The organism is Streptomyces beijiangensis, from assembly GCF_017315755.1.
Taxonomy (GTDB): Bacteria; Actinomycetota; Actinomycetes; order Streptomycetales; family Streptomycetaceae; genus Streptomyces; species Streptomyces beijiangensis.
Genome location: NZ_JAFLRJ010000128.1, coordinates 14,497 through 34,053, shown reverse-complemented (window position 1 = coordinate 34,053; position 19,557 = coordinate 14,497). Strand labels below are relative to the sequence as shown.

The 19,557-nt window shown below is 64.2% G+C and carries 14 protein-coding genes and 3 pseudogenes; 6 read left to right on the top strand and 11 right to left on the bottom strand.

The features are described from left to right. Positions 1 to 30: 30 nt before the first annotated feature. From J0695_RS14410 to J0695_RS14385, 5 genes and pseudogenes are all read right to left on the bottom strand, one after another. Positions 31 to 336, bottom strand: coding sequence for a DNA-binding protein (locus tag J0695_RS14410; protein ID WP_242552651.1), 306 nt, complete (start codon positions 334 to 336; stop codon positions 31 to 33). Beyond that, complete coding sequence (locus J0695_RS14405) at positions 336 to 1,589, bottom strand: IS256 family transposase (RefSeq protein ID WP_206962416.1); 1,254 nt, start codon at positions 1,587 to 1,589, stop codon at positions 336 to 338. The genes J0695_RS14410 and J0695_RS14405 overlap by 1 nt, the downstream gene beginning before the upstream one ends. 109 nt (positions 1,590 to 1,698) lie before the next feature. Then, positions 1,699 to 2,826 (bottom strand): annotated as a pseudogene (locus tag J0695_RS14400) (ISAzo13 family transposase); the annotation flags it as partial. A gap of 365 nt (positions 2,827 to 3,191) precedes the next feature. Next, positions 3,192 to 4,340: an IS4 family transposase gene (locus J0695_RS14390; RefSeq protein WP_242552642.1), complete on the bottom strand. Its 1,149-nt coding sequence runs from the start codon at positions 4,338 to 4,340 to the stop codon at positions 3,192 to 3,194. 163 nt (positions 4,341 to 4,503) lie between these two features. After that, a pseudogene (locus J0695_RS14385) lies at positions 4,504 to 5,264 on the bottom strand (transposase family protein). 133 nt (positions 5,265 to 5,397) lie between these two features. On the opposite strand from J0695_RS14385, the gene J0695_RS14380 reads away from it, so the two are divergent. The 4 genes from J0695_RS14380 to J0695_RS14360 all read left to right on the top strand — a co-directional run bounded on the left by J0695_RS14380 (position 5,398) and on the right by J0695_RS14360 (position 8,669). Beyond that, positions 5,398 to 5,727 (top strand): DUF6221 family protein, encoded by a 330-nt coding sequence (locus J0695_RS14380; protein WP_242552641.1) that lies wholly within the window; start codon positions 5,398 to 5,400, stop codon positions 5,725 to 5,727. A gap of 66 nt (positions 5,728 to 5,793) precedes the next feature. Continuing rightward, a protein-coding gene (locus J0695_RS46265; protein ID WP_425573247.1) for an IS630 family transposase occupies positions 5,794 to 6,857 on the top strand; the annotation gives its coding sequence in 2 pieces (ribosomal slippage) (positions 5,794 to 6,250 and positions 6,250 to 6,857; 1,065 coding nt in all). A 75-nt stretch (positions 6,858 to 6,932) separates the two neighbouring features. Continuing rightward, positions 6,933 to 7,295, top strand: a complete 363-nt coding sequence (locus J0695_RS14365; RefSeq protein WP_206962414.1) for a hypothetical protein — start codon at positions 6,933 to 6,935, stop codon at positions 7,293 to 7,295. A gap of 345 nt (positions 7,296 to 7,640) precedes the next feature. Beyond that, positions 7,641 to 8,669, top strand: coding sequence for a helix-turn-helix transcriptional regulator (locus tag J0695_RS14360; protein ID WP_206962413.1), 1,029 nt, complete (start codon positions 7,641 to 7,643; stop codon positions 8,667 to 8,669). Here J0695_RS14360 and hisS read toward each other — a convergent pair. Further along, a complete protein-coding gene (hisS, locus tag J0695_RS14355; protein ID WP_206962412.1) occupies positions 8,618 to 9,946 on the bottom strand; it encodes a histidine--tRNA ligase in 1,329 nt (442 codons plus the stop codon). The genes J0695_RS14360 and hisS overlap by 52 nt on opposite strands. A gap of 360 nt (positions 9,947 to 10,306) precedes the next feature. Next, on the bottom strand, positions 10,307 to 11,323 hold the full coding sequence (locus J0695_RS14350; protein ID WP_242552649.1) for an amino acid--tRNA ligase-related protein: 1,017 nt from the start codon (positions 11,321 to 11,323) through the stop codon (positions 10,307 to 10,309). 292 nt (positions 11,324 to 11,615) lie between these two features. On the opposite strand from J0695_RS14350, the gene J0695_RS14345 reads away from it, so the two are divergent. Beyond that, positions 11,616 to 12,524 (top strand): Gfo/Idh/MocA family oxidoreductase, encoded by a 909-nt coding sequence (locus J0695_RS14345; protein WP_206962410.1) that lies wholly within the window; start codon positions 11,616 to 11,618, stop codon positions 12,522 to 12,524. Between the two features lie 764 nt (positions 12,525 to 13,288). After that, positions 13,289 to 13,507: pseudogene (locus J0695_RS14340) on the top strand (dCTP deaminase); the annotation flags it as partial. A 594-nt stretch (positions 13,508 to 14,101) separates the two neighbouring features. Here the strand turns inward: J0695_RS14340 and J0695_RS14335 are convergent. The 4 genes from J0695_RS14335 to J0695_RS14320 form a co-directional block, all read right to left on the bottom strand. After that, a complete protein-coding gene (locus J0695_RS14335; RefSeq protein ID WP_206962409.1) occupies positions 14,102 to 15,943 on the bottom strand; it encodes a hypothetical protein in 1,842 nt (613 codons plus the stop codon). Continuing rightward, the gene (locus tag J0695_RS14330; RefSeq protein ID WP_206962408.1) at positions 15,936 to 16,397 is read right to left on the bottom strand and encodes an ABC-three component system middle component 2; all 462 of its coding nucleotides are present in this window, start codon (positions 16,395 to 16,397) and stop codon (positions 15,936 to 15,938) included. Before J0695_RS14330 ends, J0695_RS14335 begins: the two co-directional genes overlap by 8 nt. Positions 16,398 to 16,468: 71 nt before the next feature. Then, entirely contained in the window at positions 16,469 to 17,482 is a 1,014-nt protein-coding gene (locus J0695_RS14325) for an ABC-three component system protein (protein WP_242552639.1), read from the bottom strand. 373 nt (positions 17,483 to 17,855) lie between these two features. Then, positions 17,856 to 19,340, bottom strand: a complete 1,485-nt coding sequence (locus tag J0695_RS14320; RefSeq protein ID WP_206962406.1) for a UvrD-helicase domain-containing protein — start codon at positions 19,338 to 19,340, stop codon at positions 17,856 to 17,858. Positions 19,341 to 19,557: the final 217 nt, after the last annotated feature.

Sequence of the window (19,557 nt, the reverse complement as noted above, 5' to 3'; positions counted from 1 at the left end):
GAGCTATCGTCAAGACTTGTGGATCATCGATCAGAACCAGTTGATCGTGTCCTTCAGCAGGCGGACGATCTTCGCGCGGATTGTCGCGTTCGCTCGCCAAGTCTCTTCGGCTTGAACGCTGACGATGGTGACCCCGGCCCGGCTGGCCGAGTTGTGTGCCGGTGTCATGCGGCCATTGGCGATCAGCATCCCAAGGCGGGCCAGCGAGACGCCCAGCCGGCGGGCGGCATCCGGCTGGGACATCCAGTCGGTGTCCTCGACCGTGTCGACCTTGAGCAGGACGTAGCCGCGGTGATTTCTCGGCTCTGACCACCTGCGTCGGCCGTTTTGGCGCATCACGCCGCCGCCTTCGGCCGCTCGACGAGGTGGCCGCGTTCGAAGCGGGCGCCTGCCCGGACAAGGGCGACGAGGTGAGGTGCGTTCACGGCCCGCCAGCGGGCCTGGGCGGACTCGACGAGCTTGAAGACCATGGCCAGGGCGGCAGCTCGGGACCCGGCTCCCTTGGTGACCTTCGTCCGTAGCCGGACGGTCGCGAAGGTCGATTCAATGGGGTTTGTGGTCCGCAGGTGGATCCAGTGCTCGGCGGGGAAGTCGTAGAACGCCAGCAGCTCGTCCTCGTCATCGACGATCTTCTTGACGGCCTTGGGGAACTTCGCGCCGTACTGCTTGGCGAACGCGGCGACGGCCTTGGCCGCGTGCTCCTTGTCTTCGGCGTTGTAGATGTCCTGGATGGCTTTTTTCGCCGCGGGCTGGGCCGACTTCGGCAGGCTGTCGAGGCAGTTGGCCGTCTTGTGAACCCAGCACCTTTGATGCCGGGTTTCGGGGAAGACCTCGTTCATCGCGTTCCAGAAGCCGAGGGCGCCGTCACCGACGGCCAGGACCGGAGCGCGCATGCCCCGGCGCTGGCAGTCCCGCAGCAGACTCGCCCAGGACTCCGAGGATTCCCGGTAGCCGTCGGCCATCGCGATCAGCTCCTTGGTGCCATCCGCGCGCACGCCCATGACGACCAGGACGGCGGCCTTCGCCTCTTCCAGACGGATGCGCAGGTGGATGCCGTCGGCCCAGACGTAGACGTAGTCAGTGGCGGACAGATCGCGCTCGCCGAACGTCTTGTGGTCGGCCTGCCACTGGGTCGTGAGGCGGGTCACGGTGGCGGGTGACAGACCGGCCGAGGATCCGAGGAACTGCTCCAACGCGGGTACGAAATCACCGGACGACAGGCCGTGGAGGTAGAGCAGGGGCAGTACCTCGCTGATCTTCGGGGACCTGCGGGCCCAGGGCGGCAGGATCGCCGAGGAGAACTTCTTGCGCTCGCCGGTCGTCTCGTCGATGCGCTTGTCGTTGACGCGCGGGGCCTTGACCTCGACGTTCCCGGCGGAGGTGGTCACCTTCCGGGGCTGGTGATGGCCGTTGCGGACCACGAGCCGCCGCCCGCGTTCGTCCTTCTCGTCGGCCAACTCGGCTATATAGGCATCGACTTCGGCCTCCAGCGCGGCGGCGAGCATCCGCCTCGCGCCTTCCCGGACGATCTCGTCGATGAGCGAGGAGCCGTTGGCGGTGGTGCCATCGGCGTTGACTACGCTGAGCACGGGCGTGCCTTCCCGACCGGTGTTCGTAGCACCGGCCTACTCGATGACCATCAATCGATCACTCGGGAAGGTACGCCCTTCGCGTTCAACCCGAGGCCGATCCACAGGTCTTGAGCATTGCTCCGGCGATGGTCTGGAGCATGACTTCGCGGCTGGTCAGGGGCCTGCCTCGCCAGTTCATGGTGATGTGGGAGAACAGCCGGTGCTCGATCTTGTTCCACTTCGAGGTGCCGGGCGGCAGGTGACACACCGTGATCTCAAGGCCGGTCCCGGCGGCGAGAGCGGCGAGCTGGGTCTTCCAGCCCCGGGTGCGGTAGCCGTTGGAGCCGCCACCGTCCGCGGTGATCAGCAGCCGGCGGGCGCCGGGGTAGTCGTGCCGGCCGACCGCCTGCCACCAGCGGCAGATCGAGGCGACGGCGAACGCCGCCGTGTCGTGATCGGTGCCGATGCTGACCCAGCCGGTGTTCGCCGTCATGTCGTAGATTCCGTAGGGAATTGCCTTCTCGGCCTGACCGGGGAAGTCGTGCGTCTTGACCCTCACGGGCTGTCCTGCGGGCTGCCATTCGTGCCCGGCGTTCCTGTAGTCGCCGATCAGCTCCTTCTTCTTGCTGTCCACGCTGATCACCGGGTCACCGGCGTCCCTGTGATCTCGTGCCTGCTCGTTGAGGTAGCGGAACTGGGCATCCCTGTCGGGGTGCTGGGCACCTTCGATGGTCTTGGCGTTGGCTTGCAGGCTGAAGCCTTCCTCCCGCAGCAGGCCGGCGACGGTGTCGGCGGAGACCCGGTGCCCCTGGCGGGTGAGCTCCACCGCCAGCTTCCGGGTCGACTTCGTCGTCCAGCGCAGCGGCGACATCGGGTCGCCCCGCTCGTCGGGCTCGACCAGCGCCAGCAGTGCCGGCCGCAGCCCCGAGTCCAGCTCGGCCGCCTTCTTCCGCCCTCCGCCGGGATAGAGATCGGCGATCCGCCGCATGGTCAGGCCAGGCAGATAGGCCACCTCGCAGCCCAGGTTCCGGGCGACGGCGAGAGGCAGGGCGCCGATGGAGGCGACCTGGTCGACGATGACAAGCACAGTGCCGTGTTTGGCCTGCAGTTTGGTGAAGACCTCGCGGAGTTTGGGCTCGCTGTTGGGCAGGCGCCGGTCGTAGGTCTTCTTCCCGGCGGGGGTCAGGGCGGTGGCGTGGTGTTCGCCTTTGCCGACGTCCAGGCCGAGGTAGAGGTCGATGTCGCTGGTGTCGATCACGTGGTGGTTCCTTCGGTGCTGTTCACCCGGCCTCGCCACGGCACTGATCGCCACATCCACATTACAAAGAGCCTCCCGACCTGCGAAGAAGCCGGTGGTCATGCCCCTAATCAGCGGTCTGTCAGTGCCTCCGGAGCCGGTGACACCACCCCCCGGGCCATGCACTCCAATGCCGTTGCTTTTGGGGTTACTGCCATCTGTGGTTCAGAGCGATGGTGACGGCTGGGCGGTGCTGGCTGGCGGGTTCGTCGGATGCCTTGCTGCCGAAGGGGGTGATGCACGATTTCAGCTTCCGTGGGCAGTCACGCGACCGTCGTCGGGGCAGCAACGCTCTGGTGATCTCGGCAAGGCCGAGGTGACGGTCATGTCTGCGTGCTGAGGGGGGAAAAGCCGGTCGGTGCGATCACCGAGCGGCGGACAACGTGCAGGGCCCGGGTGAACGAGGTTCGCTCCGGCGGGCACTGCGCGATGCGGGAGGCTTCGACGAGCAGGCCCCGGGTGGCGTGGTGGACGATCAGGTGGGCGAAGATCTCCTGGCGGACGCCGTCCGGAGTCCGTGAGCGGAGGACGGGTCTGTCGCGCTGATGGGTCTTGATCTCGTCGAAGACGAGCTCGATCTCCCAGCGTCGCGCGTACAGTTCGGCGAGTTCGGCAGCCGGGTACTTCTCGTGGTCCATCAGACTGGTGATCAGCCGGATCACCTCGGCCTGGCCGTCGATCCGATACTCGACCACCCTCACCAGGGCCGGCGGGGCCTTGACGGTCCCGGCCGCTTTGCTGTGCTTGTTCGCCTGGATTCGAGCCAGGTAGCTTCCGTCCGCGAGGACGTCTTCGACCCTCCGAGCCATCCGCCGCTCTGTCCGCCACAGCAGGTGGGCACCCCGTTCACGCAGGCGGTGCCAGCGGGCCAGGCCCCAGAATCCGCGATCTGCCAGCAGTAACGTACCGGCGCCGACATGCCGCTCCAGTTCGTCGGAAACGATCCGCTCCGAGTCCTTCCAGCCACCAATCACCGCGTCCAGCACCGCATGCGAGGAGCACTCCGTCACCGCGACCACACGCGCCATCGGATAGCCCATGGGACTGTGCTGGGAGCCGGACTTGCCGAAGGTTTCCCGGTTGCTGGCCGAGTCGGGCACCGCCAGCAACATTCCGTCGACGGCCAGGACGCTCAGATCGTGAAAGAGCTCGGGGCTGCGTCCCTGCGGCCGGGCTATCGCGCGAAATAGATCGCGCATCACTGTCCACCCCAGCCTCTGCCTGGCCCTGGTCAGGGACGACTTGTTCACCCCCGACCAAGATCTCAGCCCCGGCTCGCCCGCCTTCAACAGGCGCAGAACTTCCAGGTAATCGACCCGCGGGAACAGGCAGAGCGCGAGAACGAAGTACACCGTGAACCGGGCCGACAGCAGACGACGGCGCTTCTCCCCGCACCCCGCCTCGGCAACGACACGGTCCACCAGCTCAGGCGGACACGACCGAGTCAAGATCCCCAAACCCAGGCGCTCCAAGCGCGACACCAACACGAACGGCCCAACGCGCTGCCCGCCCCAAAAGCAACGGCATTGCCATGCACTCGACAAGGGGAGGTAGTCATGCCAACTCCGGAGGCCGGTAACCCCGTTGCGGGGCTACGAAGACGGTAATGGGGGGGCTGCTGCCTGAACCGGTCGTTTATCCGGCGAGGCTGAGGTTGTGCAGGCGGGCGATACCGAGCATGGCATGGTGGACGCCGTCACCCTTGAGGGGGCAGTCGCGGAGGATCTTCCAGGTCTTCATGCGAGCGAATACGTGCTCGACGCGGGCCCGGACCTGTTTGTGCAAGCGGTTGTGCTCGCGTTTCCACTCAGGCAACTCCTCGCCCGTGCGGCGGTGGGGCATCAGGAGTCCGGTGCCCGGGTAGCCGCCGTCGGCCATCGTCAACGTCGTGCCCACGGCGGCCTTCGCGCCCGACTCCTCCCACGCCTTGCAGTCGTTGCGGTTGCTGGGCACGGGTTGGCCGACCACGACGACCAAACGCGTGTCGGCATCGATGACGACCTGGTGGTTGGTCGAGTAGCGGCAGTTCTTCGACTGCTCGCCGATGGCGTGGTGGCGGGTGGGCACCAACGTACCGCCCACGGAGCGGTGCCCTGCGCGAACCGGCGCCGCATCTGGAGCGCGAGGAGCGGCCCGAGCTGGTTGATGATCCGGTCGGCCGCCGACTTCGAGACGCCGAAGAGCGGAGCGAGTTGGCGCATGGTCAAGTTCGTGCGCCAGTACGCGGCGACAAGCAGCACCCGATCCTCCAGCGGCAGCCCCCACGGCCGACCCCGCCGCACGGCATTCGCACCCTCACGGCGCAGCGCGGTCACCAACTTCCCGAAGGTGCGAGGGCTCAGCCCAGTGAGCGGGGCTATCCAAGACAGCTCAGACACCGTGATCACATCAGCCACAGCAAGATCATTCCAGTGCTCATCAGCCGGCGGGGACCCGTCCACACCATGCAAATCATGCGACGGCGCGTGCCTGTCATCCAGGATGACCCCATGAGTGAAGACCTGGTGACGTTCGTCTACGCGCGGCTCGATGAAGAGTCCGACCTGGCCCGACGCTGTGACGGGGACGGATGCGGGGAGTGGACCGCTCACGGGCACACGGTCGACTTCTGCCAAGGAAGAACTCTCCGGATTCCATCCCACCATCGCTCTACATGTGGCGTTACACGACCCGCCTCGGGTGCTGCGAGAGATCGAGGCCAAGCGCCGCGTGCTCGCCCGCCACGTGCTCAGTCCAGCCACGGGCGACCCCGAACTCCCGTGGGACAACCGCGATGACTGCCAGTTCGACGGCGAGACCTGGCCATGCGCCGACCTGCCCGACCTCGCCGCGCCCTACGCCGATCACCCTGACTACTGAACTTGATTGGGTGATGTCGGGCCGTTCGCCGGACAGCGTGCAGGTGGCTTCGGTACCCCTGGTGGAGTGAGATATCCGCAAGGTGGTGGCTTGACTGACGCTGAGAGGGCCGCTCGTGAGCGGGTCCGGCTCCAGGCCGTGGCGTTCTTCGAGGGTGGAGAGAAGAACCGGGAGATCGCTGCCGCATTGCGGGTCTCGGAGCGGTCGGTGGAGCGCTGGCGGCGTCAGTGGCGCGAGGATGGCCTGGCCGGGGTGGCGTCGAAGGGGTCGCCTGGCCGGCCGCGCCTGTCGGACACGCAGATTGCGCGGCTGGAGCGGGAGTTGGAGCGCGGTCCGCTGGCACAGGGGTGGGCTGACCAGCGGTGGACGCTGGCCCGGGTGAAGACGCTGATTGGCCGCCTGTTCCACGTGTCGTACACGGTGGAGGGTACGTGGCGGTTGCTGCGGCGGCACGGCTGGTCCTGGCAGCAGCCCGCTCTGCGCGCGATCGAGCGTGACGACGATGCGGTGGAGCTGTGGCAGCGGGAGGTCTGGCCGCGGGTAAGAGCACCGCGGCGGTGAACAGCGCCTGGGTGGTCTTCGAGGATGAGGCCGGCCAGTCGATGACGCCGCCGCGTGCCAGGACCTGGGGCCGCCGGGGCTCCACCCCGGTTGTCCGGGTCCGCGGACGGGGCTCGGGCCGCGTCTCCATGGCGGGGATGACCTGCTACAGGCCCGGCGAGCGCTCCCGGCTGATCTACGCGATCCGCGAGTACCGGGGCCGCAAGGACGAACCGAAGGGCTTCGGCTGGAAGGACTACCGCGACCTGGTCCTCCGCGCTCACACCCAGCTCGGCGGCCCGATCGTCCTGGTCTGGGACAACCTGCGCATGCACCTGGTCGCGCCGCTGCGGGAGTTCTTCGAGGCCAATGCCGCATGGCTCACCGTGTTCCAGCTACCGACGTACGCCCCGGACCTCAACCCGCAGGAGGGTATCTGGTCGCTGGTCAAGCGTGACATCGGCAACCTCGCCGCTGCCGACCTCAGCCAGATCACCCGCGCGGTGAAGCGCAAACTGAAGATGCTGCAGTACCGGCCGGAGGTCATCGACGGCTGCCTCGTCGGCACCGGACTGGCCCTAGATATGTAAGCGTCTCGACTGCCTCCGGTCCCCGGGACCGATATTGGTCGAAGCCCAAAGCTGCTGGTCAGCTACGGTGGCGGCATGACTGACAGCCTGCCCAAGGACGTAGCCGACGTGCTTGATCTCGTCCTGAATCCGGACGAGCCTATTCACGTCGCCCTCCGACGGCAGGTGCCCCACCTCAGGGTGAAATCCCGCTGCGAGTGCGGGTGCGGCACTGCCTACTTCGACCTTGACGCCGGCACGGTAGAGCTCGCGCCGACGGGCCCCGGCACCGTCGTGGCTGCCGAGACACAGCTGTTCACCGAAACCGGCGAGTGCCCTGGAGAGGTCCTGGTCTTCGCGCAAGGCGGCTACCTCTCATGGCTGGAGGTCTGCTCTTGGAGCGATGACGTCGAGGTGAACCTCGCCGCAGCGCGGCGCTGGCTACAGCCACCGTCCTGAACCCGAGCTAACAACATCCGGCGAGCTTGGCTCCTGCCATCGCCGCCACGAACCGACCGACATCACAAGTTCAAGTTCAGTACCCCCACTGAGTCAGACGGAGGATCTTTTACGGGACAGCCCTTAAGCGGAATCGTGGGTTCGCACGGTTGGCTTGTATCTAGATGCTGGACGAAAGTACGCAGCATTAAGATGACCTTGACTCAACCTTGGCTCACCGCCACCCTTCCCTTGGGTGTCGACGCCTCATGGCGGCGCGGCAAGACGCCAAGCGAGCCTGCGTGCCGACTGAAATCGTGCACGTTGAGACCGTCCATCGAGTCCTGCACTACCTGGAGCCCGTAAATGCACAGTGAAACCGATGCAGTGGTCGGCATAGCGCGGTTGCTGTACTTGTCGGCGGAGGGTAGAACTTCCTGGGACCCAGCTGCCGTCGCGGACGAGGCTGACGTAGACATCGTTGAGGCTGAAGCAGCTTTGCAGCGATTGTTGAAACTTCGACTGCTATCTCCGATGCCAGGCTCGGCCAGCGGCTACTCAGTCACTAGTCCCGCTGCGGCCCTCGCCCGACTGGTGACTGCGGAGAATCAGCTGACGGACAATTTCCATAGATCGCTGCGCCAACAACAGGAACAGATCCAAACACTAATCAAAGATTTCCCCGTGGGGGCAGCCTCTCACAACGATGCAGCAATCGAACTTCTCCTAACCCCGGGGGAGGTTAACAGCTTCTTGGAAGCGCAACTTGAGAAGATTGAGAAGCAGGAACTCGCAATGCATCCAGGCGGGGTGCCTCCAGTGGAGCTCGTAGATGAGATGATTCTGCGAGATATTGGAGTTCTGGAATCCGGGGTAACAATTCAAGCTCTCTACTCCCGCCACCTACTGGAGATAGACCATCTTAGAGAGTACCTACTTGAAGCTGCACACCACGGCGTCGATATACGCCTCGCCCATTTTCTTCCGCAGCGGATGCTTCTGATCGATGACGGGTTGGCGATCGTGCAGCGTGACCCAGATGACTCATCGCTGGGTGCATTCGCGATACGGAGCATTGAGGTCGTCAGATCGCTGAAATCATTCTTCCACTACCACTGGTCCGGGGCAGTGCCAATTCAGCAGGTATCGACGGATTCGATACCAGAGAAACAAGCACTAACCCCGGACGAGTTGATAATCATCCGCATGCTAGCCCTAGGGGCTAAGGACGAGTCTATCGCCCGCCACCTGGGGGTATCGCCTCGTACATTGAGCCGCACTCTAGCGAAATTGCTAGAGCATTTGGGAGTGCAGACGCGCTTCCAGGCTGCAGTCAAGCTCACTCAGGCAGGGTTGATCGACTTCCCCCATGCGGCTGGATCTGCCGGGGCCTGATCTCCGGTTGCCATATCCTTGACCTCGTGGATGCCTTCTTCGTCGAACGGCGGGAACCATACGTACTGGATCCCCTTGCGCGAGGCGTACCTCATCTGCTTCGAGAGCTTGTCTGCTTGGTGGTAAAGCTCGGTATTGATTCCTCGGCTGCGTAGCTGCGCTGCCGTAGCCCTGGCCAGGGCGTACCTGGTTTCGTCGGGCACTGCTACCAACACCTGGCTTGGGGAGCTCGGGCCGGGCTTCACGATTCCTTCAGCCACCAGTTTCGCGAAGATTCGAGTCAACCCGATCGACATGCCGATGCCTGGAAGATTTCGCCGGATAAATGATCCAGCAAGGTCCTCATAGCGCCCACCTGAACAGATACTTCCATAGTTCGGCCAGTCTACGAATTTACCCTCATACACAGTTCCCGTGTAATAGTCGAGACCTCGAGCAATAGACAGGTCGGCGACAACACTCCCAGATGGCAGGTCGGAAAGTTCATCCATCACGAAGGAGAGCTCGTCGAGCCCTTCATCCAGCAGGGGTGAAGTGACGCCCAGCTTCCTGATCTCGTCGACAACAGAGGCATCGGTTCCACGGATCTGTGCAAGGTCCAGACACGCAGAAACCTGACGCGGCTCAAGGCTCAGCTCAGACGTCAGCAGCCCGGCTACCCCGTCGGCACCGATCTTGTCGATCTTGTCGGCAATGCGAATGACTGCCAAAGGATCACTGATGCCGAGACCTTCGTAGAACCCCTGAAGAACCTTGCGGTTGTTGATGTTGATTGTCCATGCCGGGAGTTCAAGTTCCGTGAGGATCTCGTGGATGATCCTCGGAAGTTCCGCATCGAAGTGCCTCGGGATCTGATCGACGTTGATGACATCGATATCACACTGAGTGAATTCACGGAACCGCCCCTCCTGCGGCCGCTCCCCGCGCCAGACTCGCTGAATCTGGTAGCGCTTAAACGGAAACGTTAGCGAGTTGAAGTGCTGAGCCACATAGCGCGCGAAAGGAACTGTGAGGTCAAAGTGCATGCCCAGCCTGGCTTCTGAAGCACCCCCATCATTCTGGACTCGGTGCAAGGTGTACACCTCGTTGGACGTGTCACCCTTAGACATTAGAACGTCCAGGACCTCCACCGAAGGTGTTTCCACCGAGCAAAACCCGTACCGTTCGAAGACATCACGAATGCGATCCAGCCATCGCTGTTCGACCATACGGACTTCGGGCAGCCACTCCGGGAAGCCACTGATAGGTGCGGGGCGAACTAGCCGCTGGTCGCTCATTGGTGACGCCTACTCTCTCGGGCGTGGTCAGGATAGGTGTTACGGATCATAGTCTTGGAGAGAAGAGCTGTAGGGCCGGTGTTCGCCAACTGGACAGTGGTGACGCAGAAGTTGCCCGCTGCATCGTCTCCCGCGGCGCTGCACTCCTCGATTGAGCGCCTTGAGAAGGCAATGACTTCGTCCCGGCACAGCTCTCCGACACGCCAACTCAGCTACGCCTAGCCGCCTTCGAGCCTACAGGTCACGTCAGAGTGACCACGCGCTAGAGCAGCACGGACGCATTGAGACCGGACGTGAGGTGCATCCGCACCTGCCCATTCGGGCCTGATCCTCGTCCGCATCCCCACTGTCCGGTTAGCCCTAGGGCAGGATGTTCGTCCCATTGAAGCGGAGGAGGAGCGCCAGGTCGCGAATATCGTCATGCTTGGTCGCCCAAAGAAGGAAGCGCTCGACTCCGAGGCCGAAGCCAGCCGTGCGCTGGGGATGCCGGTACTTCATCGTCGAGTACCACTCGTAGGCTTCGGCCTCCACATCGTGCAGTTCCAGCGCCCTGGCCAGGTCGCCGCCGTTGGCGTGCCGTTCGCCCGCTCCGACCGTTTCTCCGATACCAAAGAGGAGATCAGCAGCAAGCGCCTTGGACTCATCCTTCTCATCGAACGCTTGATAGAAGGGGACACTGAGGTGGTCAGGGTGCGTTACCCACACATACCCGCCGTACAGGTCCATGAGAGCGCGCTCGCCTGCTCGCGTGAGGCTACGGCACTGCGGTTCCAGCGACTTGACCAGCGCCGGATCCTCGCCCAGCTGCTCAACCGCCTGTTCGAACGTGATGCGCGGCAGGGGGCCCGAAGAGGCCAGCGCCTCGACGTGCTCAACTGAGCCGGCAACGCTAATGAGCGCATCCCGCCCGTACTCCAACAGTCCCGATGCCAGATGCCTCAGGTAGTCCTCGACTGCTTGGATGACATCGTCAAGGCCACCAATGATTTCGGCTTCACTGTGGAAGAACTGGCACAGGTGGGTCTCGTCCGCAGGCTCTCCGCGGAAAGAAGGCATGAGGTAGTAGGCACCGTCTGGCGTCAGCCGGCAGCCAAACTCGAGCATGAACTGCATCGAGTCCGCCAAGTAGGTAGGAACCCCTTCCAGGTTTACCTGGACAGGACTGCTATCGCTCCCGCGCCCCATGGGGCTAGAGATTGAACCAGTAGTGATGGGGAGGTGCAGAAAGCGTGCACCACGCCTTGTCCAAAAATCGGTTGTCCGATGAGCGATAATATCCTGGAGTTGAGTCAGGTTTCGATACCAAGGCGACTCAAGGACCGAAATGTAATGCTTCTCGGGGACCGTCCAAGAACGCGGCGCGGTGATCTCCGGCATCATTAATAGCTCCTTCATGCGAGGTGAAGATAGGAGAGAGTTCCCCTCGCTGTATCTGAGTACTTAGTCTGCTCAAGCCAACTCGAGCGTGTCTAGGTCCAGCCAATGCGAAGAGCGGCCATGTCCTAATACCGCCAAGGCTGCACCTGTTCTCATTATGTGAGACGAACTAACTCCCCCTGGATCTTTCGCCTCGACTGACAGCGGGCTAAGGTGTTTCCCTACCGGGATTAGCGAATCCCTGTTCCCTGTTTGAATCTGACGCCGAGTCGTCCGGAGGAGAGGCAACACCGTGCCGATCAAGGTAGGGGTGGTCGGCGTGGGGCCTGCTGCGCTCTATGCCGCCAGCAGCCTGAGGATCGCGGGTGGGTTCGAGGTCCACTCCGTGCTGGATCTCTCCGACGCAATCCGGGCGAAACCAGGCAGTCAGTACAGGTGCGACAACCTGATAGAACAGCGAGCTGTCGACTTGCTTGTGCTCTGTTCCGGTTCAGAGTTGCGAGTCGAGCTTGTGCGTGCCGCTCTAGCCAAAGGAATTGCAGTTCTCATAGAGGAACCGCCCCCTCTGTCATCTGCTGAGCTGGAAGAACTCATCGAGGCAGCAGAGGTTGGGGGCGCAGCAATCGGCACTCAAAGTTCCCTGAGAATGCTGCTCAGCGACAGCAACTTGGCGCTTGATAGCCTCGCGTGGACTGGAGATGCGTGTGGCTCAGTCACCGTCTCTGGATTCCTACCTAGCGAGGACTTCCGTGTCCGCTCCTGGAGCGCACTGGAGGGTCGCTGGAAGAGGCGAGCTGTTATTAGGTCGCTAGCGCCATACCTTGATCTCGCCATCAACCTGTTGGGGCGCCCAACCGGCGTTCACTTCTCTGACGCCGAACGAGGATCCGCAACTGGCACCATTCACTTCGAGTCTGGGGCTCAGCTAGCTCTGGCCAGTACGGTGAGTTCGTCTCTCGCAGTGGCGCGACTTGAAGTCATAGGCCTCCAGCAAGTTTTGACAGTCGACCACGAGGCGGTACGCGTGGAGACCGACTCGTCTACGTGGTCGATACCTACACCCAGCCCGCAGCAGTTTCGACAGCTTGTCTACGAGGACATGGCCCGTGCCATCCGGTCAGGTAGCCAGCCTTTGTATTGCGGTCTGGCACGGGGAGCTGGCCTTACTCAGGCGCTTGAGATGCTGCGTAGACAGCACTGAGAATGTGGACACCTTCCCATTAATGACAGCCTCACCTCTTGCCAAAGGCCCAAAGCTCCGGTGCCGCCATGAGATGCCCATTCAAGGCCTCACTATTCCGCTTAGACCTATTGGAGGAGAACGCGCATGAGGGATGCCGCCAGCACCCTTTTCACGTACCAATTGACCCATCAGATAGACGCAAATGGCGAGCTTATGCTCCGCCTTGCCGTCGCTAACCGAGGCGATGAGCCTGTTCGGTGCAATCTGCTGGAGATTCGCGTTCCGACAGGCCCGGGCGACAGCGACCTAACATACTATGAAGATCTCATGAGCTGGCACATGAGCGATAGCCGATGGTCCATAACGACCTATCACGCAGGGCCGTTCACCAGATTTATTTGCGAAACTGAATATGATTTCACCATTCCTCCGTCCTGTGATGAACTCGTCATCACTCTCGATAAGATCAGGCCCAATTGCTTCCCCATCGCCAACCCAATCGCGATTCAAGTCGTTGAGCGGACTGGCGACCCTCGGAGCGGCATCCGGGACAGGCACCTCGAACTCTCTGTTTCGAATCCAACGCACTCAGGCACTCCAGCGCTAGTGCGTTACTCAGGCTATTCAGGAGCAGGCTCATGGGTTTGCATTCCCAGAGACTCGAAGGATGGCAGTAGTGGGTAGAGCCCCATGATCCGTGTCGGCGATCCCGCTCGGCCCCCTTTCGCTGGGGGCACCTTGCAGCAGGGCTTAGTTAAGTTCCGTAGGTGTCGGGGTTGTCCGGCGCCCTGGGCATCTCGGTCCACGTCTCCGCGCCGCTTGGAAACCAGGGCCCTGCGATCCGTTGGACGCTGGAGATCTGCGCCGCGAAATCGGTGCGGATCTACCCGGGCATGACTTTCGGCAAGGTCGTCTTCCTCACTGCATTCGGCCAGGCCGACAGCTACCAGCAGCGGGCCGCGAAGTATGCGGCCGATACCGGCATCGACATCTCCCGCCTCAACGTCCATCTCGGGCCCCGGGACCTTTCGGCCATCCAGCAGATCCTGCCTGCTGGCGCGGCAGGCGCGCTACCCCGGCTCTCGGATGCCGAAGTGGTCGACCAGGGCGAGGTAGCGGCGCTGTCAATCCCGTAGCCAGAGCCAGTGTGGAGGGATGGCGGTGACGCCCTGGCCCGCGCCAGCAGGGCAGCCATGCCCCTTGCGGACGACGCCGTCCCGCTTGGGCGGCTCGATTCTGCACTTCAGACAGCGGCACCGTCACTTCGTGTTGCCTCCGAGTACGATTCGAGCGGCTCGAACCCCTGGCTGCGTATGAACTTCACGGCCTGATCTGGCGGAGTACTCCTGGACATGTGGGGCATCCAACCCGCAGGCACTGACAGCCCGGCCTCGTTGGCCCAGGCCGCCCAGGTCCGCAGAGGTGCCGACGGGCTCGTCAGCTGAGGGAGCGTACTATCCTCTGCCGTCAAATGCGCTTCAGGCCCCGCTCCATGCGCGGCAGTACTGGCAACGGAGGCGCCACGACGCCCATAGCGAGCAAGGGTCGGTCGCGCACAGAGGATCGCGGCCTTTGCCCTGAAGGTGGCTGCTGCCTCAGCCATTGGCGGCGGATGCGGGGAAGAAGCCGGCCCGGTCTGCCCCCGACCCGGCGAATCGGTAGGTGTGGGCCTGGGAGAGCACATCCGTTGGCGGGTCGCCGTTTTCGATGATGACGGCCTGCCCCGGGAAGCTGAGCATGTCCCGGTAGAAGTGATCCACCACGTTGGAGGTCAGGTCGACGTCCTCGCCGACAGGATCGCTGATGGGGTCCCGATAGGTGACTACCGGTGAGTCAAGCACGATGAACCCGGGGTGCGGGCGGGAGTTGCTGAGGCAGTAGCGGGCCAGCGCGGCTGTGAACGCCGAGTGCAGGACAGAACGCACGCCTTTGCCTCGGCTGGCCCGCAGGCGCCCTCCAGCGCGGATGTCCAGGGCGTACTGGTCGTACTCAGCGAACTGGACGGAGGGAACCTGCCAGGACTCCAGCGTGCTACGCAGGGTGTCGTCGAAGCCGGCGAGAATGCGGGTGGGTACGTACTCGGCAGGCCGGTGTTTGAGCCCGGCCCGCTCTCCGTCCAGTCGGGACCGGCGTTCTTCCAGTTCGTCGATTCGCGCGTGGAGTTCAAGGTTGCGTTCGATGGCCGATCTGGCCTTGAGGTTCTCCTCCATGCGTTCCCGCATGGGCGCCATGAGCTGTACCGTCGACGCGATCTCCACGTCCAGGACGGCGGTATTGCCGATCAATGTCGCGCGTCGGCCCGTGAGTTCAGCGAATTGGACGCGCAGGTCCTCGATCGTGGGGAGAAGGTCGGCGAGCAGGGCACTGGTCTTGGCGGATTCGCTCTGCACTGCAATGTGTAGCTGGGTGGTCTCCTGCTCCCCGTGGCCGGGGTGCTGGTGTTCGGGCTCCGCACCGCAGAATACGCAGGTACCCACACGGAAGTAACCCAGCAGACTTCCCGCCTCGGTCACCATCTCCAGGCGTTCGAGGTCGGAGCGGTACTGCTGTTCCAGCAGCAGGAACCGGTGCACGAGATCGCTGACCTCCGCCAGGCGTGTTTCCAGGGCGGCCAGTTCCTCGGTGTCGCGCATGCGGGCAGTGACGGCGGCCAGGTGGCGGTCAGTGATGGCCCGCAAGGTGGTGGAGTGCTCGTCGATGGAGGCTTGCAGCCGCACCTGGCGGTCCCGGAGTTCCCTGACGTTCTCACTGGTGGTCAGTTTGGCGTGCAGGTCGAGAATGATCTGATCGAGCAGGGTGATCTTGCCCTTTTGGACGCGCCGCTCACCCGCGTTCAGCCCGGTCTCGATATGCAGGTCGTCATCCCCGGTCAGCAGCAGCCGCATTACGGAGGCCGCCGTGGTCTTCCGGCTGGCGGCGGCCGAGGGCAGGACCGGGGACAGGGGAGCGACCATGCGGGTCTCGGGGACCACGGACAGGTGTACGAGGTCGCTCAGTGCCAGGGCCCGGGTGGCGCCAGCTTCATTCTTACGGATCCTCAGCTCGGGCAGCGTCATCTGGCCCAGCAGGTACAGCGACAGGCTGTTCTTGCTGCGTGCCGTGTGACCGGCGGTGACCTGGCCGTCCGGCGGCCGCGTGATCAGAGACCGGAAGTCTCCGTGATGGATGAAGACAGGGTTGGTGCGCGGGGCGCGGAGCAGTGTGATCGCGGTGCCGTCCGGCAGGCCCAGGCCCAGCAGGATCTGGCTGTAACCCTCTGCTTCCGGAACCAGAGTCAGCTCGGCACCGCCGAGCATGTAATCGATGGACTCGGCTATGAACGACTTGCCGGTGTCGGAGGCGCCGTAGATCACCGTCAGCGCGGGGTCGAACTCCACACTTGCCGTGGTCTTTCCGGACCCGGCAAAGGTCAGGTGGAGCAGGCGTAGGTCATTCATAGCCTGCCTCTGTCTGCCTGAACGGTGCGGACGCACGGCTGATGATCTGCTGCGTCGCGCCGCGGGCGTCTGCCTTCAGCGGATAATGGTGTACTACCCACTCGGCGCGCTCACGCAGCGACTCGGCGTAGGGCGCTTCGAGGACGTCGATGAACACCGGTCCCCGATCGGTGGCCACGTACATCAGACCGTCTTGCTGGTCCACCACACCGGCCAGGCCGGCCCGGATCAGGACCAGCAGCGCCTGTTCCAACACGGACCGCTTCATGCCGAGTTCGCTGCCGCGAGTCGGCAAACTGGGGTGCAGGCTCGGCGGGCCGTTGAACTCTCCGCTGTGCAAGAGGACATGATCGAGAGCGACGAGTTGCGCAAGGTCCAATGGCTCAGGGTGGCTCTCGGCCAAGAGCGCGAGGGCGCGCACCCCGACTTCGAGTGGGCTGTTGAGCGGGTTCACGTGTCCCCCTCCCGGCACCGGTTCAGACGGTCCTCGTTCGTCCCCGACCTCTAGCGGTCTGTTCAGCGGCTTCACGTGTCCCCCTTCCGGCACCAGATCAGACGGTCCTCGTTCGCCAAGTGATGGCATACCCCTTTACGGGCCTTTGTTTCCACGAAGGGCGTCAGGATCGTCGGGGTGAGCTGAACAGTCCCGGCGACGCTGGTGACGGCGCCGACGCGCTCCCAGCCGTCGGGATAGGAGCGCCCCGCCACCTCCACGACGATGTCGTACACGTCCTCCAACACTCGGTCGAAGTAGGCCGGTGTCGTTGCATCGCGGGCGAACACGCGCAGCGACTCGGCCGCGTAGAAGGCCTCGCGCTGCCGCTTCAGGTGATCGTCCGCGTCGGCCACCTCAGCAACCTGCTCCAGACTGCTGATCGCAGCGGGGAAGCGTTCCCGGTAGACATCCAGCAGGTGCTGGACGTAGCGGGTTTCCCGCTCACCGTGCTGCGCAGGAGGGACCAGCGCCTCAGGGCCGCGGTCGAGTGGGGCGAAGGGGAAGCGGCCGGCCCAGTGAGCGGTTGTCTTGTGCAGCGCCAGCATCTCGTCGAGGTCGACACACTCGAAGATGGCGAAATCGGTGACCGCGGCGAGGTCCGACACCTTCTGCCGGTGGCCGGCATCAAGGTCTGCCACGACCTTGTCCCGGGTCGTGACCAATTCCCCCAGGAATTTGTCCCGGCAACCGGTGGGAGTGGCGAACAGCCGAGGCAGACTGCGCGAGATCTTCGGTGCTACGAAGACGTACCGAGACGGGACGGTGAAGTGCCCGGCCGCGGCGGCCACGAACATCTTGCGGATCTCCTGGGCTGCGGTCGCCCAGGTCACCGCGGCGGCATACCGCTTGCACTGGTAATTGTGCCACTCACCCTCCAGCCGCTGCGGCGACAGGTAGCCGGCCACGTCGATGCCGTGGTCGCCAGCGCCGCCGTGTCGCTCGACGAGGGTGTACTTCCCCTCGAGTGCCGGAACCCACTCCTTGACGAACTCCTCGAACTCGTCCGGGTCATAGAACGGGACGAGTTGCTTCGGCGACGGCATCGGTGCCATGCGCGTCGTGGGCGGCAGGACGGTCAGGGGCGGGGGCAGCGGCTCCCCCGGACCTGTCCCAGCGCGTGGAACTTCCGACACCCCATCCCCCCGTTCTGTGTGCTGCCCTCACTGGTATCACTCCCAAGTACCCTCTATCCAACGCAGTTTCAGGCCACACATGATCCGCGCGAGCGATCCTCGAGGCAGCCGGACCTGACAGCGTCTGTGGGCGGATGGCGAACATTGATGTCGGGCCACGTCTCGACCTCCTCCACCGACGGTGTGCCTGCTCGACCCGATGCCGCCGGCACGGGTGTTCTGCCCCGCTGATGCTCTCTGCGACGGGATCGCCGCAGGAGGGCTGAGCGCGAGGGCCGTGTCCTCAGAGACCGGACACCGCAGGATTGTCGGGGTGCTGATGGATCCAGTCCAGGCCCGCGGGGTCGAGATGGTGACGGGCGCGGGTGACGGCCACGTAGGCCAGGCGGGCTTCCGACTCGTTGACGGGCCCGGGAACGGGTTTGCCTGCGGCGTCGACTTCGTCAGTGTCGGCGGGCGGGGTGAAGTCCGGGGCGATGCGCACGTGGGCCCATTCGCGGCCCTTGGCTTTGTGGGCGGTGGAGACGGTGACCTGGGCCCTGTCCTCGGGGACGAGACGGTCGACGGCCTGGAGGATGGCGTCAGGTCCGTGTTCGTCGACCAGATTGGCGAAGGGCTGCAGATCGGCGCCGGCAGGGTCGAGTTCGGCGTAGTCGCGCAGTTCCGTCCACGTGGTGAACAGCACGAGTTCGGGGTGATGGGTGCGTCGCCCCTGGATGAGGTCGCGAGCAGCCTGGGCAAGCGCGCGCAGGGCGCCTCCGCCACCGGCGAGCGCTGTTGTCGTGCCGGCATCGAGGAGGGTGAGGATTTCTGTGACGGCTCCGACGTTGGTGCGGCACAGGACCGCATCCGGGCGGCTCTTGTGGGACCCAACGGTGGTGGGGATGTCGGGGGTTCCAGTGAGTTGGATGGGGGAGCCGCTGAGGGTGAGCCAGCGGTTGGCTTCGGCGGCGAGCTTGGGGCCGAAGCGGAAAGAGCAGGTGAGGGTGAGGTGGTGGCCGGTGAAGCCGGTCATGACGTCGTGGGCTCCTCGCCAGCCGTAGATGGCCTGGGCGGAGTCACCGACCATGACGATCTGGGTGCGGTCCCTCTGGGCCAGGACGACCTGCTCCAGGACGGGGTTTGTGTCCTGCGCCTCGTCCAGCAGCAGGAAGTCCCCGAGCAGGACGGGGCCAGTCAGGGCCCACATCTTCAGGTAATGGTCGTGCTCGAAACGCACCGTCCCCGCATTGGGGCTCTGCAAGTCGTCCCAGGCTTTCGCGGCGTACGGCAGCAGAAGGTCGGCGAGTTCCGCGTGGGCGTCGTCGCCGTCGATGCCGCGCAGACGGGGGACGTGATGCTGGGCGAGTTCGGTGTCGGCGGACTGGCAGTACCGGGTCACGGTCCGCAGCACCGTGTTCGAGAGGGTGGCGGGCATGAGGTCGCGACCCTGGACGTGGGCGGGGGTGTTCAGGCCCAGGTCTTGGCCGACTCTCCAGCCGGGCCTGCGAGGGCTGTTGAGGCGGTCGCGGTAGCGGTGTCCTAGGGCGGCATACGCCAGCGAATGGGCGGTCTTGCACTGCACCGAGGCGGGGAAGCGGTCAGCGGCATCCAGAGCGATAGCGCGGTTGAAAGCGAGGTAGCGGCCCCGACGGGAGGCCATCTGCTCGGCGAGGAAGGCGAGGGTGGTTGTTTTACCCGTGCCGGCACCGGCCTGAATGACGAGATGGTCGGATTTGGTGAACGCCTCCAGGGCGGCGGCCTGTTCGTCAGTCGGTGAGAAGGACATGTGAGGGGGGTCTCCGGAATCTGAAGGCTTCCACACCGCTCTGGGTTGGCGAGGGAGGGCCTGCATTCGTGTGGAAGGTGCCGGAGTGAAAAGTGCCAGCAGACACGCCCGCCGCCCATGACCCCACCGCCCGGGCCCACCGATCGAGTGGCAGAAAAGGAACGGATGTGCGCCTCTCGGGCGGGTCCGCGATGAGCCAGTCCCCTTCGGGTGACCA